We start from the raw sequence: 15,439 nt of genomic DNA, 5'->3' as shown, positions 1-15,439 counted from the left end.
TCCTTAATTACCAATTTTTACGGCCAAAGCCGGATGTGATCGGATAGCGACGATCTTTGCCGAAGTTACGGGCAGTGATACGTGGCCCGACGGGGGCCTGACGGCGCTTGTATTCGTTAATGTCTACCAGGCGGATCACCTTGCGCACCGTGGCTTCGTCAAAGCCCTCGGCCACCAGATCGGCCACCGATTTATCAAGCTCCACATAACCGCCCAGGATCGCATCCAGAATATCGTACGGCGGCAGGCTGTCCTGATCGACTTGATCCGGCGCCAGCTCGGCGGATGGCGGACGATCGATCACCCGCTGAGGGATCACGTAAGAGACGGTATTACGGTATTCCGACAGCTTGAACACCAGGGTTTTCGGCACATCTTTCAGCACGTCGAAGCCCCCGGCCATATCGCCGTACAGCGTCGCATACCCCACCGCCATCTCGCTCTTGTTGCCGGTGGTCAATACAATACTGCGCCGTTTATTGGACAGCGCCATCAACACCACCCCACGGCAACGCGCTTGCAGGTTTTCTTCTGTGGTGTCGCGTTCGGTGCCGGCAAACATCGGCGCAAGCTGGCCCATAAACGCATCAAACATCGGCTCAATCGAGACGATATCGAAATCCACACCGAGGATCTCGGCTTCTTCTTTCGCATCGGCAATGCTGATATCTGCAGTGTAGCGGAACGGCATCATTAACGCCTGAACCTTGTCTTTGCCCAGCGCATCCACCGCAATGGCCAACGTCAATGCGGAATCGATACCGCCAGACAGGCCGAGCACCGCCCCCTTGAAGCCATTTTTGGTCACGTAGTCACGCACAGCCAACACCAACGCCTGGTAGATTTGCGCCAGCGCCGGCAGCTCTGCCGCCGGTTCCGCCATCGGCTGCGGCGCCAGATCGTTAAATTGCAGCATCGTCACCTGTTCGGCGAACGCCGCCAACCGATGAGTCATATTGCCGGCGCCGTCAAACACTTTGGAGCCGCCGTCAAAAATCAGCTCATCCTGGCCGCCAACCTGGTTCAGGTATACCAGCGGCAGCCCGGTGCGCTGGCAGTGGCCGGCCATCAGCGTTTTACGCACGTACGGTTTTTCACGATTATACGGTGAAGCATTGATAGACAGCAGGATCTCGGCCCCTGCCGCGCTGGCGGCGTCGACCGGTTCCGGGAACCACATGTCTTCGCAAATCAACAGCCCCAAACGGTAGCCTTTCAATTCAACCACGCAGTTTTCCGTGCCTTCACGGAAATAGCGTTTCTCATCGAAAACGCCGTAGTTCGGCAGGCGCTGTTTAAAGTAGCGCGCCAGCAGTTTCCCTTCAGAGAACAGCGACAGTGCGTTATACAGCGCCCCGTCCTCGCGCCACGGGTGGCCGACCAGGATCCCCACCCCGCCGGACGCTTGCTGCAGCCGGGCCAGTTGCGTATCGCAGCGCTGGTAGAAATCGTCGCGATACAGCAGGTCTTCCGGCGGATAGCCGGACAGCGCCAGTTCGGTGAACATAACCAGATCGGCTCCCGCCGCCTGCTGCTCCTGCACTATTTGCAACATACGTTCGGTGTTGCCTTCAATATCGCCCACCAGCAAATTCAGCTGGGCCAGAGCGATGGAAAGTGATCTGCTCATTGTTTTCGATCTCGCTTAATACGATCCAAATTCACGACGAACGGTCATGCCGCAAAAAAAGAAACCGGAGTGTAAAACATTCCAGGCCATTTGTTGAGAACCCGCGTTACCGCAGGCCCGGCAAGAAAACATCATTCTTTGAAATCGTTCGCGTCCAATTCGTGGCGCGATAACAATTTATAGAACTCCGTACGGTTGCGGCCCGCCATGCGCGCCGCCTGGGTGACGTTCCCTTTGGTAATCTGCAGCAGCTTGCGCAGATAGTGTAATTCAAACTGATTACGCGCTTCGACAAACGTCGGCAACGCGGTATTTTCTCCCTCCAGCGCCTGCTCGACCAGCGCTTCGCCGATCACCGGTGCCGAAGTCAGCGCCACGCACTGTTCGATCACGTTGACCAGTTGGCGCACATTGCCCGGCCAGCTGGCGGTCATCAGCCGCTTCATCGCATCGGTAGAGAAACTGCGCACAAACGGCTTATGCCGATTAGCGGCAACCCGCAACAGGTGGTTCGCCAACAGTGGAATGTCCTCCGCACGCTCGTTCAGCGCCGGGATTTTCAGATTAACCACGTTCAGGCGGTAGTAGAGATCTTCACGGAATTCGTTTTTCGCCATCGCTTTTTGCAGATCGCGGTGCGTGGCGGAAATAATGCGCACGTCGATGTCCAGATCGCGATTGCTGCCCAGCGGGCGCACCTTGCGCTCCTGCAATACGCGCAGCAGCTTTACCTGCAAAGAAAGCGGCATATCGCCGATTTCATCCAGGAACAACGTGCCGCCCGCCGCTGCCTGGAACAGCCCCTCACGGTTGCTCACCGCGCCGGTAAAGGCGCCTTTGGCGTGGCCGAACAGTTCCGATTCCAGCAGCTGTTCCGGCAGCGCACCGCAGTTGATGGCGATAAAGGCCTTGCCTGCGCGCGGGCTGGCGCCGTGGATTGCCTGGGCCAGCACCTCTTTGCCGGTGCCGCTTTGGCCATTGATCAACACGCTGACGTCAGACTGCGCCACCATTTTTGCCTGCTCCAGCAGGCGCAGCATAATCGGGCTGCGGGTGATGATATCCTCACGCCAGCTTTCATCGCCGGCCGGCGCGGCAAGCGCCAGCGCCTCGTCAATCGCCTTGTACAACGCATCACGATCCACCGGCTTGGTGAGGAAACTGAACACCCCTTTTTGGGTGGCGGCGACCGCATCCGGGATCGAACCGTGAGCGGTCAGGATGATCACCGGCATCCCCGGCTGGTGCTTCTGGATTTCCGCAAACAGCGCCATGCCGTCCATTTCATCCATCCGCAAATCGCTTATCACCAGATCGATCTGCTCACGCGCCAGCAGGCGCAGGGCCTCCTGGCCACTTTCGGCGGTGGTGACGTGAAAACCTTCACTGCTCAGGCGCATGCCCAGCAGCTTCAGCAGGCTTGGATCGTCGTCCACCAACAACAGGTTGGCCGGTTTACGTGCGGTCATTGCGCGTCAGACTCCTTGTTGTCAGGCAGCGGCGTCTCGCTATCTTCAGGCTCTACCGGCAGCGCCGTGCCCTTCTCCGGCATAGATTCCGGCGCCGCTTTTTTGGCTGGGGCGCTGCCCTTGCCGCTGTTATCCGGCCGGGTGGCGTTTTCCGGAATGTCGCCCTGCAACTGTTTGCGTGAAGAAAGCCGCCGCTCAATATCGGTCAGGTTTTCCAGCTTGCGCGACGTTTCCTGCAGTTGCGTTTGCAGGCCAAGTTGGCTTTGGCGCAGCGCATCAATCTGGCTGTCGCTGCTTTCCTGCAAACGCTGATAGCGGGCTTTTTCATCGGCCAGCGCTATCTGCAATGCCTGCTGCTGGCTCCAGATCTGCAGCAACGGGCGCAGCGCATTCGGGAACTCAAGGCTGTAGCTGTTCACGCGCTCGGCCTGTTGGCGGCGCTCTGCCACCACGGGCTGTGCGGCGCCAAGCAGGATACCTTGCTTGAAGGCGCCGTCCCAGTGGCCATTTTCCACGGTTTTCGCCAGCGTTCGCGCCTGATTGGCGCTCAGGCTTTCCGCACATTCCATGGCGCGCAGCCAGTAAAGCGAATTCTCAAGCGTTTCCTGTTCATCGAGCTGCCACAGCGTGCCGCAGGCGGCAAGGCGAAAGTCCACCACTTTGCTGTCAGGGATGGTTTCTTGTTGTTGCAGGGCCAGGCTGCCGCTAACGGCGCGCTCAGCGCAACCCGCCAACAGGAAAGGCGCTAAAAAAAGCATGCCCCAGAAAGAAAGAGGATGTTTGTTGAGCAACGCTCCCTGCGTTGCACATTCACGCGTTATGCGACGTGGGCGTTTAAGCCATGTAGACATTTTTTATTCATTCTCGGCGGTTAATGGCAATTCAATACGGAAGCAGACGTCAGCGCCATCTACGCTGACCAACTGCAACTCTCCACGCATGCGGCGGATACAGTCCCGGGCAATGCTCAACCCCAGCCCACTTCCTTTTACCGCCCCTTTCCGCTGGTGACTCCCCTGGAAAAAAGGCTCAAAAATCATGGCTTGTTCGGACTCGGGAATCGGCGTACCGGTATTGGCGACATCGATCTGCACGCGTTGCCCAACCCGGCGGCTACGGATCCAAATGTTACCGGATTCCTTGCCGTAGTGCACCGCATTGGAATAGAGATTATCCAGCACACGCATTAATAGCGTAGGCTCTGCCCAGCAAATTTCCGCCTCGAGTTCCACATCGGTTGCGATCAGTTTGGCGCGCGCGGGCAAACTGTGGGCGGCGACCACCGCCTCGACCAGTGCAGCCAGCGCGACCTTTTCATGTTCCGCCGGCCCATCGGCCATTTTGCGGTTATAGTCCAGCAGTTGTTCGATCAGGCGTTGCAGATGGCGGCTACTCTGATCGAGGATCGCCACCACTTCTTTTTGATCCGGCGTCAGCGAGCCGACCACTTCATCCGCCAGCAGCTCCGTGCCCTCGCGCATGCTGGCCAATGGCGTTTTCAATTCATGCGATATATGGCGCAAAAACTCATGGCGTTGTGATTCCAGCCACGCCAGGCGCTCACTCAACCAGATAATGCGCTGCGCCAGGGAACGCAGTTCACGCGGCCCCTTGAAGGTTGCGGTGGTGCCCAACGCTCGCCCTTCGCCAAGGCGGTTGATCATGCGTTCTACCGCCTTGACCGGGCCGATGATCATCCGGGTGAACAAGCCCACCAGCAGCACGCTGACCAGAAACAGCAGCAGCGCCTGCCAGCCAAAGAACTGGCCACGCTCGGCGATTGCCCGTTGCAACTGCTGGCCGCGGGAAAATACCACCGTGCGCGTTGCCTGAACCATTTCGGCGTTTGAGCGGGAGAAAGATTCCAGCAATTCAGAGGTATCGGCGTCGGGGCCGCTATTGTGGCATTTTATCGCCGCCAGTTGCGTCAGCAGGCCGCGCAACGTTTGATAATAGCGCTCATCCGGCAGCACCGGCGCATGGGCATCTAACATTTGTGAATACTGCTTGCGCTGATTTTGGTAAAGCCGCGCCAGCGTTGGATCCACCAGCACGCAGTATTGGCGGTAGCTGCGCTCCATTTCCAGCGCCACGCTGGTCATCGCTTCACTGCGGCGCGCATCGACCAACGTGGTGCGGTTAATGTCCGCCGCCTGCGCACTCAGGTGATCCAGGCTCTGGTAGGCCTGATACGCCAAAACCAGTAATGGCAGCAATACCAGCAGGAAGGCCATCAATACCAGTTGGCGCAGCGAGCGCGGGGATATACGCCATTTTTTCAATGAAATCATCTCATGGTTTCTCTTCTGCTGTGATGCTAACCGAGTCGCCGGTAAGAAAAAAGCCCAGGTGGGAAGAATCCACTGATCCACGGCGCCCCGCCAGAATCAGCGTTAAAAAAGCACCGATTTACCTACCTTGCAGCGGTATTTGGCGCCAAAACAGCGTCGGCAGAACAGAATAGAGACGGCGGTGAGGGACGGCGTTATAGAGCGGATGAAAGCAGAGAAGTGCGGGGCAACGCAGTGCCCCGCAGCAGGAATGCGTGGATGCTGTGTTTCGCCCCAGGCCGATATCACCACAAGTGACATCGTTATTGCTGCGCCAGGCAGCCAGGGCGGAGAGCATCCGGTTTTGATGAATGCTTCACCAAAACTCAATACAGGCGGTGCCTCACTCCACGTGTCGCCCGATGCTTGATAAAGCGCTTGCGCGGCTGTTATCGGTTTGGTTGGACGATAGGCACCATTTCTTTGGCATCATTCTGGGCTTATGAGGTATGTTGCCGATCTATGCCGGACCATCATAAAAAGTTGAATGAGCAACTGGTGGGTATAATGCACGTGGCGTGCCAAACTTGCAAAATAAAAAATAACCAATTGAAAATAATAAGTTTTATTTTACAGCACAGATAATTCATCGGGGAATACCCGGCAAATGGCGTACGATAATTCGCTATACCGTCGCCAAAACCCGACATCCAAATACGGAAAATATAAACAGCATGAAAATCAATGGATTGCATGTCACCTTTTAGCGACAAGCAAAATCAGGTTTGTCGCTAAAAACCGACAATGGCGGATATCAGGCATAACAATGCGGGTGGTCAACAAAACACGTTGGCCGCAGCAGCGGCCAACGTTACACAGGCTGATACTCGTCATACTTCAAGTTGGCTACGCCAGCACGCCCCGGTCGCAGAATGCTCTCTGCTCCCAGGCACTCACTGACGCGCCGCCCCGGCGCATGGTGAGAATGATTTACCTCAGCGCGATCACCCTAATTGCTTACGCGCATTGCGGAACATACGCATCCATGGGCTATCTTCACCCCATGAATCCGGGTGCCATGAGTTGCTGACCGTACGGAACACACGTTCCGGGTGCGGCATCATCACGGTAGCGCGGCCGTTGGCGCTGGTCACCGCCGTGATCCCATTCGGCGAACCATTCGGGTTAGCTGGGTAAGTTTCGGTTACCTGGCCGGCATTATCAACAAACCGCAACGCCACCAGGCTGCTGCTTTCCAGCGCCGCCAGGTGCGCGGCATCACGCACTTCCACATGGCCTTCGCCGTGGGAAACCGCAATCGGCATCCGGGAACCGGCCATACCGTCCATAAACAGCGATGGGCTTGCCGCCACTTCCACCAGGCTGAAACGCGCCTCAAAGCGCTCTGACAGGTTGCGAACAAAGCGCGGCCAGTGCTCTGCACCCGGGATCAGTTCGCGCAGGTTAGACATCATCTGGCAACCGTTACACACCCCTAATGCCAAGGTCTGCGGGCGGTGGAAGAAGGTTTCGAATTCATCGCGTACGCGCGCATTGAACAGGATAGACTTCGCCCAGCCCTCCCCGGCCCCCAGCACGTCACCGTAAGAGAACCCACCGCAGGCCACCAGCGTGTGGAAATCTTCCAGGCCGATACGCCCGGCCAGCAGATCGCTCATGTGCACATCCACCGCATCGAAGCCGGCGCGGTGGAACGCCGCAGCCATTTCCACGTGCGAGTTGACGCCCTGCTCACGCAGCACGGCGACCTTCGGCCGCGCGCCGGTGGCGATATAAGGCGCGGCGACGTCTTCTTCCGGTGCGAAGGTTAGCTTCACGTTCAGGCCCGGATCGTTGTCGTCCTGCTTGGCCTGATGTTCCTGATCGGCGCACTCTGGGTTGTCACGCAGGCGCTGCATCTGCCAGGTGGTCTCTGCCCACCAGGTGCGCAGATGGGTACGGCTTTCGCTGTACACCGGCTTGCCGCCCTGGGTGATAACAAAGCGATCGCCCGCTTGCACGCGGCCAATCGGGTGTACGTTATCCACCAGGCCATGCTGAGCAAACACCTGTTGCACCGCCGCGCGCTGTTCAGCCGTAACCTGGATCACTGCGCCCAGTTCTTCATTGAACAATGCCGCCAGCGCATCGCTGCCCAGCGCCTGAATATCCACTTCCACGCCGCAGTGGCCGGCAAAGGCCATTTCCACCAGTGTGACCAGCAGGCCGCCGTCGGCGCGATCGTGATAGGCCAGCAGTGCGCCGTCGGCCACCAACTGCTGCATGGCATTAAAGAAGTCCGCCAGTTGTTCGGCGCTGCGCACATCGGCCGGTTTGTCACCCAGTTGGCGATAAACCTGCGCCAGCGCCGTTGCCCCCAGTGCGTTGTGGCCGTTGCCCAGATCGATCAGCAGCAGTTCGGTGTCGCCTTTATCCGTACGCAGCTGCGGCGTCACGGTGCGGCGCACGTCTTCCACGCGGGCGAACGCGGTGATCACCAACGACAGCGGCGAAATCATCTCGCGTTGTTCGTTGCCTTCCTGCCAGCGGGTTTTCATCGACATGGAGTCTTTGCCCACCGGAATGGTAATGCCAAGCGCCGGGCAGAGTTCTTCGCCCACCGCCTTCACGGCATCATACAGGCCGGCGTCTTCGCCCGGGTGGCCGGCTGCGGCCATCCAGTTGGCGGAAAGTTTCACGCGCTTCAGCGAGCCGATATCCGTCGCCGCCAGGTTGGTCAACGCTTCGCCCACCGCCAGGCGGCCGGAAGCGGCAAAATCCAACAGCGCCACCGGCGCACGTTCGCCGATCGACATCGCCTCGCCGTAATAGCTGTCCAGGCTGGCGGTGGTCACCGCGCAATCGGCCACCGGCACCTGCCAGGGGCCGACCATCTGATCGCGCGCCACCATGCCGGTTACGGTACGGTCGCCGATGGTGATCAGGAAGGTTTTCTCGGCCACGGCCGGCAAATGCAACACGCGTTTTACCGCATCGGCGAGGGTGATGCCGGCACGATCGATCGCTTCGCCGGGCGCCGGCAAGCGCGTCACATCGCGGGTCATCTTCGGCGTTTTGCCCAACAGCACGTCCAGCGGCATATCGATAGGCTTATTGCCAAAGTGGCGATCGCTCAACGACAGGTGCTGTTCTTCGGTGGCTTCGCCAATCACCGCATACGGCGCGCGCTCACGGCGGCAGATTTCGTCGAACTGCGCCATCTGCTCCGGTGCTACCGCCATTACGTAACGCTCCTGAGATTCGTTACACCACACTTCCAGCGGGCTCATGCCCGGCTCATCGTTAAGGATATCGCGCAGCTCAAAGCGGCCACCGCGGCCGCCGTCGCTCACCAGCTCCGGCATGGCGTTCGAAAGGCCGCCGGCGCCCACATCGTGGATAAACAGAATCGGGTTCGCCTGCCCCAGTTGCCAGCAGCGGTCGATCACTTCCTGGCAGCGGCGCTCCATTTCCGGGTTGTCGCGCTGCACCGAAGCAAAGTCCAGATCGGCGTCAGACTGGCCGGAAGCCATAGAAGAAGCCGCGCCGCCGCCCAGCCCGATGTTCATCGCCGGGCCGCCCAGCACCACCAGCTTGGCGCCAACGGTGATTTCCCCTTTCTGCACGTGTTCGGCACGAATGTTGCCGATACCGCCGGCCAGCATGATCGGTTTATGGTAACCGCGCAGCTCAACGCCGTTGTGGCTGTTGACCTGTTCTTCATAGGTGCGGAAGTAGCCCACCAGCGCCGGACGGCCGAATTCGTTGTTAAACGCTGCGCCGCCCAGCGGGCCGTCGGTCATGATATCAAGCGCGGTCACAATGCGTGCCGGCTTGCCGAAATCCTGCTCCCACGGCTGTTCAAACCCCGGAATGCGCAGGTTGGAAACCGAGAATCCCACCAAGCCCGCTTTAGGCTTGGCGCCACGCCCGGTAGCACCTTCATCGCGGATCTCACCGCCGGAGCCGGTTGCCGCGCCTGGCCACGGCGAGATCGCCGTTGGGTGGTTGTGGGTTTCCACCTTCATCAGGATATGCGCATCTTCCTGATGGTAATCATATTTGCCGTTTTCCGGCGCAGCGAAGAAACGCCCAACCGATGAGCCTTCCATCACCGCGGCGTTGTCCTTATAGGCAGACAGCACGTAGTCGGGGGTTTTCTCGAAGGTGTTCTTGATCATTTTGAACAGCGATTTGGGCTGCTGTTCGCCGTCGATGATCCAATCGGCATTGAAAATTTTGTGGCGACAGTGCTCGGAGTTGGCCTGCGCGAACATATACAGTTCGATGTCGGTCGGGTTGCGCCCCAGGCCGGTAAAGGCCTGCAGCAGATAGTCGATTTCATCCTGCGCCAACGCCAGCCCCAGCCGGATGTTGGCCTGCTCCAGCGCCGCATGCCCTTCACCCAACACGTCCACCGTCTGGTACGGCGCCGGTTGATGATGGGAAAACAGTTGCTCGGCCTGCTGCAAATCGCTGAATACGGTTTCCATCATGCGATCGTGCAGCAGCGCCGCCAGTTGCTGCCACTGAGCCGGCGCCAACTGCGGCGCAGTGACGTAAAACGCCAGGCCGCGCTCCAGGTGCACAACCTGCGCCAGGCCGCAGTTACGGGCAATATCGGTCGCTTTGGAAGACCACGGCGAAATGGTGCCGGGGCGCGGGGTCACCAGCAGCAGCCGCCCTTCAGGGGCGTGTTCGGCGAGAGAGGGGCCGTATTTGAGCAGGCGCTGCAGTTTGGCGTGCTCTTCAGCGCTTAGCGGCGCGCTGACATCGGCAAAGTGAACGTATTCGGCGTAAATATCACTAACCGGAAGTTGAGCGTCCTGAAAGCGGGACAGCAGTTTAGTAATACGAAAGGCCGACAAAGCGGGCGAACCACGCAGTATTTCCATAATCAAAGTTCTCTCGTCTTCGAAGCAACTGACTTCAGCACTTCATTGGGCGCAACAGGGGGAAAACGCGCGCCATTATAGAGAATCAACGCCGCAGACGAAACCGTTTGCGCGGTGATAATTAATAAAAGCGCACCGGCCCGGCAAATTGTCATAACGTGTCAATAAAGTTGCACACTGGCGTTTTGTTGCGCAAAATGCCCCGACACTGTTGATTTAACCATAACAAATTTGCGGTAAAAAACCAGCGGTGTTTATGTGTCACCAGCGGATAACTTTTTGAAACGTATAAAAATAAATTACATACTGATCGGTATTGTCGCCTTGCTCCTGGCGCTTGCCTTATGGCCCAATATTGCCTGGCGCAGTGGGCAAGGTGGGCAACTTGATGCCATCAAATCCCGTGGGGAACTACGGATTAGCACGTTAAATTCACCGGTCACCTACTTCTCGACCCCGCAAGGGCCGGGAGGGCTTGACTACGAGCTGGCAAAACGCTTTGCCGATTACCTCGGCGTGAAGCTGGTGGTGCAGGCGCGCCAGAACATCAACGACCTGTTTGACGATCTGGACGACGGCGATGCCGATCTGTTGGCCGCCGGGCTGATCTACAACCAGGAGCGCATCAGCCGTGCGCGCACCGGCCCGGCTTATTACTCTGTTTCCCAGCAGTTGGTCTATCGCCTGGGCACGCCGCGGCCGAAAAGCTTTGCCGATATCAAAGGCCGGCTGGGGGTTGCTTCCGGCTCGGCGCATGCCAGCACGCTGAAACAGCTCAAGCAGGCCGCCTTCCCGGCGCTCAGTTGGGAAGCCGCCAGCGACCAAACCTCAAAAGAGTTGCTCGAACAGGTTGCCGACAACAAGCTGGATTACACCGTGGGCGATTCGGTGACGATCGCCCTGCTGCAGCGCATCCACCCACAGTTGGCGGTGGCGTTCGACGTTACCGACGAAGAGCCCGTCACCTGGTATTTCAAACGCGCGAATGACGACAGCCTGTACGCTGCGATGCTCGATTTCTATAGCAAGATGGTGGAAGACGGCACGCTGGCAAAGCTGGAAGAAAAATACCTTGGCCACGTTGGCAGCTTTGATTATGTCGATACCAAGACGTTCCTCTCAGCGATCGATACCGTGTTGCCGAACTTCCGCACGCTGTTTGAACACTATGCCAACGAGATCGATTGGAAGTTGCTGGCGGCGATCGCCTATCAGGAATCACACTGGAACCCGCAGGCCACCTCCCCTACCGGCGTGCGCGGTCTGATGATGCTGACACGCGCCACGGCCGATGGGCTGGGGGTTAATAATCGCCTGGATCCGGAAGAAAGCATCCAGGGCGGCGCGCTCTACCTGCGGCGCCTGATGGACAAGGTGCCGGACAGCGTGCCGGAAGATGAGCGCATCTGGTTTGCTTTGGCTGCCTATAACATGGGCTGGGGCCATATGCTGGATGCCCGCAAGCTGACAAAAATGCAAAAAGGCAACCCGGACAGTTGGGTGGATGTAAAACAACGCCTGCCGATGCTCAGCCAAAAACGCTACTACCCGCATCTGACCTACGGCTACGCGCGCGGGCGCGAGGCTTACTCTTACGTAGAGAATATCCGCCGCTATCACGTCAGCCTGGTAGGGTATCTGGTGGAAAAAGAAAAGAAGGCGGCAACGCAGAAGTATAGCTACCCGGCCGTTGCGCCGGAGCTGGCGCTCAATCAGCAGCGGTGAGCCGCATGGCCCACGCTTATTGCTCGCCTTTATCCGCGCGGCGCGCCAGCTTTAAGGCCTTTTGCTGCTCACGGCGCTGGCGGAAGAACGCGCTCAGCATCCCTGCACAGTCATCGGCTAACACACCGGCGGTAATGGCCAATTGGTGATTCATGCCTGGGTGGCGCAGGATATCCAGCAACGAACCGGCCGCGCCGGTTTTCATATCTGCCGCGCCGTAAACCAGGCGGCCGATGCGGCTGTGGATCATCGCGCCGGCGCACATGACACAGGGCTCTAACGTCACGTACAGCGTAGCGTTCAGCAAACGGTAGTTTTGCAACACCGCCCCGCCTTGGCGCAGCGCCATAATTTCCGCATGGGCCGTTGGATCGTGGCGGCCAATCGGCCGGTTCCAGCCTTCGCCAATCACCTGGTTGTCCAGCACCAGCAGCGCCCCGACCGGCACTTCGCCTTCCTCCTGCGCACGCAGGGCAAGCTGCAATGCCTGGCGCATCCAGTATTCATCATTATATTCGGTCATGGCATGGCTCCTCGGGCGCTTTTGCGGCGGGCATTATACACACCCGGCGAAGCCCGGCAATGCTGCGTGAGTGCCCGCAGCCATGATTAGGCTACGCCGCCAGAAACAACAAAGGGCGGAAATCCGCCCTTTTTTCATTCCAACTGCTGCAGTTCACCCTTCTTGCTCACCCGCCAACGGTGTTCGCAAAAAAACAGCAGCGGGTTGTCTTGCTTGCTGTCGCTGTAGCCACTGTACAGCTTGAGCGGTGCGCCCAACCGCTGTTCCAACTGCACCACTTTCTGCACGCCAAGACAGCGCATCGCCAGCACCCAGCCGCCGTGGCGGCGCGCCATCTGGCTGCCCACCAGCCGCACCCCGGGCAAAAAAGCCGAATCACGATAGACCTGCTCCACCAGGCGCTCTGGCGAGCCGGTGATCAACCACACCTGCGCATCGTGCGATTCAAGGTATTGCCGCAGGCGCAACTGCACCACGGGAAAAGCAGTGACCTTCGCGCGGAACTCGCTGACAAACTGTTGCTCCAGCGCTTTCAACCGGGCTTCGCGACGGCCGAAGGTAATGGCCCACAGCAGCACGCTCATCGGCCAGCGCGCCGCGCGCCCCATCACCAGCATGGCCAGCCCGACGATTGGCAACAGCGGCACCACCAACAGCAGGTTCAATGGCATATTACGCAGCAAAAAGCGCAGAAAGCTGCCGAACATGTCTTCCTGATGCAACGTACCGTCCAGATCGAAAAAGACGATGCGGTAACCTTCTATGGCCTCCTGGCCCTGTTGGTCATTCAAACCTGACTCCTTTAGAGAGTAAACCCAGCATTCGGGCAAACATGCACCCAGCGGCTATCGTAATCACCCCGCCGGGCAGATACAACTGAGGCCGCATTCCGAATACCGGCACGGCCCCAACGCCGGCCATCAGAGCTGCGGGCCTAACGCCGCACGCAAATAGCCCTGGTGCTGGCGCAAACGCCGCTGCGCTTCGGGTGCGTCAACGCCGGCCAGTATCATCAGGATCGCCGGTTTTACCTCAAACCCCGTTTGCGCCAGCGCCGCCTGCGCCACGCTGCGTTCCGCGCCAGTGGCTTCGACGACGATACGGCAGGCGCGATCCACTAACTTTTCATTGGTGGCTTTCACATCCACCATCAGGTTCTGATACACCTTGCCCAGTTTGACCATCGCGCCGGTTGAGATCATATTCAACACCAGCTTTTGCGCAGTGCCGGACTTCATGCGCGTGGAGCCGGTCAGCGCTTCAGGGCCGACCACCGGGGAAATAGCCACCTGCGCTTCTTTTGCTATCGGCGAACCGGGGTTGCAGGAAATAGCCGCCGTCGGGCAGCCCAGCTGGCTCGCATAGCGCAATGCGCCGATCACATACGGCGTGCGCCCGGAAGCGGCCAGGCCAATCACCATATCGGTAGCGGCCAGGTTTAACGCCCGCAGGTCTTCTTCGCCCAAGGCGGCGTTATCTTCCGCCCCTTCCACCGCTTTCAGCAGCGCACCCGGCCCGCCAGCGATCAGCCCCACCACCATGCCATGCGGCACGCCAAAGGTCGGTGGGCATTCCGAAGCGTCCAGTACCCCCAGGCGGCCGCTGGTGCCCGCCCCCAGGTAGATTAAGCGCCCGCCGGCCTGCAGTGCCGCCGCGGCCAGATCCACCGCCTGCGCGATCGCCGGCAGCACCTGCGCCACTGCCTCCGGCACGTTGTGATCTTCCCGGTTAAAGCAGGCTACCATCTCCAGCGTGCTCATCTCATCAAGCGCCATGGTCGCCGGATTGCGGGTTTCTGATACTAAAGCCCCTAAATCCATCTCATCACCTTTCGATTCTCTAATTGATTAATTTTTGAATACTTTATGCAACAAAGCGAGCGCTATTTGCTATTTTAAATGCGTACGCACGGAAAAATTTAACGTTTTTTTGACTGCCAGCCTCCGCTGGCTCAAAGGAAAGGATTCAATGAATACCTTACTGCGCATTCGCCAACTGTACCCAACGTTGGCGCAGAACGATCGCAAACTGGCGGACTTTCTTTTGCACAATACCGAGCAGGTTTGCCATATCAGTTCGCAAAAGCTGGCCGATCTCATCGGAGTGAGCCAGTCAGCGGTGGTGAAATTCGCCCAAAAAATGGGCTACAAAGGCTTCCCGGCGCTGAAACTGGCGCTCAATGAAACCCTGGCCCATGCGCCAGCAGAGACGGTGGTGCCGGTGCACAACCAGATCCTCAGCAGTGACGCGCTGAAGACCGTGGGCGAAAAACTGCTGGCCGAAAAGCAGGCGGCGCTGCGTGCTACGCTTGATATCAACAGTGAGGATCGCCTGGCGCAAGCGCTGGAGATGCTGCGCCAGGCGCGGCGCATTATCCTGGTGGGCGTGGGCGCCTCCAGCCTGGTGGCCAAGGATTTTTGCTTCAAGCTGCTTAAAATCGGGGTGATGGCCACTGCCGAAGCGGATACCCACGTGCAGTTGGCCGCGGTGCAGGCGATGGAAAAACAGGATTTGCTGGTGGCGATTTCATTCAGCGGTGCGCGGCGGGAAGTGAATCTGGCGGCGGAAGAGGCGCGCCTTGCCGGCGCCAGCGTGCTGGCGTTAACCAGCTTTACCCCCAACGCCCTGCAGCAGCGGGCCGATCACTGCCTGTATACCATTGCCGAAGAGCCCAATACCCGCAGCGCAGCGATCTCTTCCAGCACGGCGCAGTTCGCGCTGACCGATCTGCTCTTCATGGCGCTGATCCAGCACGATCCCGATCACGCGCGCGATCGCATCCGCCACAGCGAACAATTGATGAAAAAATTGGTATAACCGCCAGGGATTGCCGGGCGGCCTTGAAATAATCAATGAGGGGCTTGAAGCGCCCATATTTGTTACGCTCGTCCTGCTGTTCGCAGCACGGGCAAAGGTTCGCTAGTGAC

The 15,439-nt window shown here is 58.8% G+C and carries 10 protein-coding genes; 2 read left to right on the top strand and 8 right to left on the bottom strand.

Features of this window, described 5'->3' with window-relative positions; genetic code table 11:
• Positions 1–7 precede the first annotated feature (7 nt).
• The 5 genes from ACN28Q_RS17910 to purL all read right to left on the bottom strand — a co-directional run bounded on the left by ACN28Q_RS17910 (position 8) and on the right by purL (position 10,264).
• Complete coding sequence (locus ACN28Q_RS17910; protein WP_095847581.1) at positions 8–1,630, bottom strand: NAD+ synthase; 1,623 nt, start codon at positions 1,628–1,630, stop codon at positions 8–10.
• A gap of 131 nt (positions 1,631–1,761) precedes the next feature.
• Positions 1,762–3,099: a two-component system response regulator GlrR gene (gene glrR / locus ACN28Q_RS17905; RefSeq protein WP_095847580.1), complete on the bottom strand. Its 1,338-nt coding sequence runs from the start codon at positions 3,097–3,099 to the stop codon at positions 1,762–1,764.
• Positions 3,096–3,950 (bottom strand): two-component system QseEF-associated lipoprotein QseG, encoded by an 855-nt coding sequence (gene qseG, locus ACN28Q_RS17900; protein ID WP_095847579.1) that lies wholly within the window; start codon positions 3,948–3,950, stop codon positions 3,096–3,098. Before qseG ends, glrR begins: the two co-directional genes overlap by 4 nt.
• 3 nt (positions 3,951–3,953) lie before the next feature.
• Positions 3,954–5,390: a sensor histidine kinase gene (locus ACN28Q_RS17895; RefSeq protein WP_095847578.1), complete on the bottom strand. Its 1,437-nt coding sequence runs from the start codon at positions 5,388–5,390 to the stop codon at positions 3,954–3,956.
• Between the two features lie 983 nt (positions 5,391–6,373).
• Positions 6,374–10,264, bottom strand: a complete 3,891-nt coding sequence (gene purL, locus ACN28Q_RS17890) for a phosphoribosylformylglycinamidine synthase (RefSeq protein WP_095847577.1) — start codon at positions 10,262–10,264, stop codon at positions 6,374–6,376.
• 279 nt (positions 10,265–10,543) lie between these two features.
• Here purL and mltF point away from each other — a divergent pair, with 279 nt between their 5' ends.
• Positions 10,544–11,989 carry a membrane-bound lytic murein transglycosylase MltF gene (mltF, locus tag ACN28Q_RS17885; RefSeq protein ID WP_095847576.1) on the top strand — a complete coding sequence of 482 codons (1,446 nt, stop codon included), beginning with the start codon at positions 10,544–10,546 and terminating at the stop codon, positions 11,987–11,989.
• A gap of 16 nt (positions 11,990–12,005) precedes the next feature.
• On the opposite strand, the gene tadA is transcribed toward mltF, so the two are convergent.
• From tadA to murQ, 3 genes are all read right to left on the bottom strand, one after another.
• A complete protein-coding gene (gene tadA, locus ACN28Q_RS17880) occupies positions 12,006–12,512 on the bottom strand; it encodes a tRNA adenosine(34) deaminase TadA (RefSeq protein ID WP_095847575.1) in 507 nt (168 codons plus the stop codon).
• Between the two features lie 134 nt (positions 12,513–12,646).
• The gene (gene yfhb, locus ACN28Q_RS17875) at positions 12,647–13,303 is read right to left on the bottom strand and encodes a phosphatidylglycerophosphatase C (protein ID WP_095847574.1); all 657 of its coding nucleotides are present in this window, start codon (positions 13,301–13,303) and stop codon (positions 12,647–12,649) included.
• Between the two features lie 129 nt (positions 13,304–13,432).
• Entirely contained in the window at positions 13,433–14,332 is a 900-nt protein-coding gene (gene murQ / locus ACN28Q_RS17870; RefSeq protein WP_095847573.1) for an N-acetylmuramic acid 6-phosphate etherase, read from the bottom strand.
• 148 nt (positions 14,333–14,480) lie between these two features.
• On the opposite strand from murQ, the gene ACN28Q_RS17865 reads away from it, so the two are divergent.
• Positions 14,481–15,329, top strand: coding sequence for a MurR/RpiR family transcriptional regulator (locus ACN28Q_RS17865; protein ID WP_095847572.1), 849 nt, complete (start codon positions 14,481–14,483; stop codon positions 15,327–15,329).
• Positions 15,330–15,439 lie beyond the last annotated feature (110 nt).

It is taken from the genome of Gibbsiella quercinecans (genome assembly GCF_002291425.1).
GTDB lineage: Bacteria > Pseudomonadota > Gammaproteobacteria > Enterobacterales > Enterobacteriaceae > Gibbsiella > Gibbsiella quercinecans.
The sequence above is the reverse complement of the archived record's forward strand: the minus strand, read 5'-3'. Positions and strand labels throughout refer to the sequence as shown.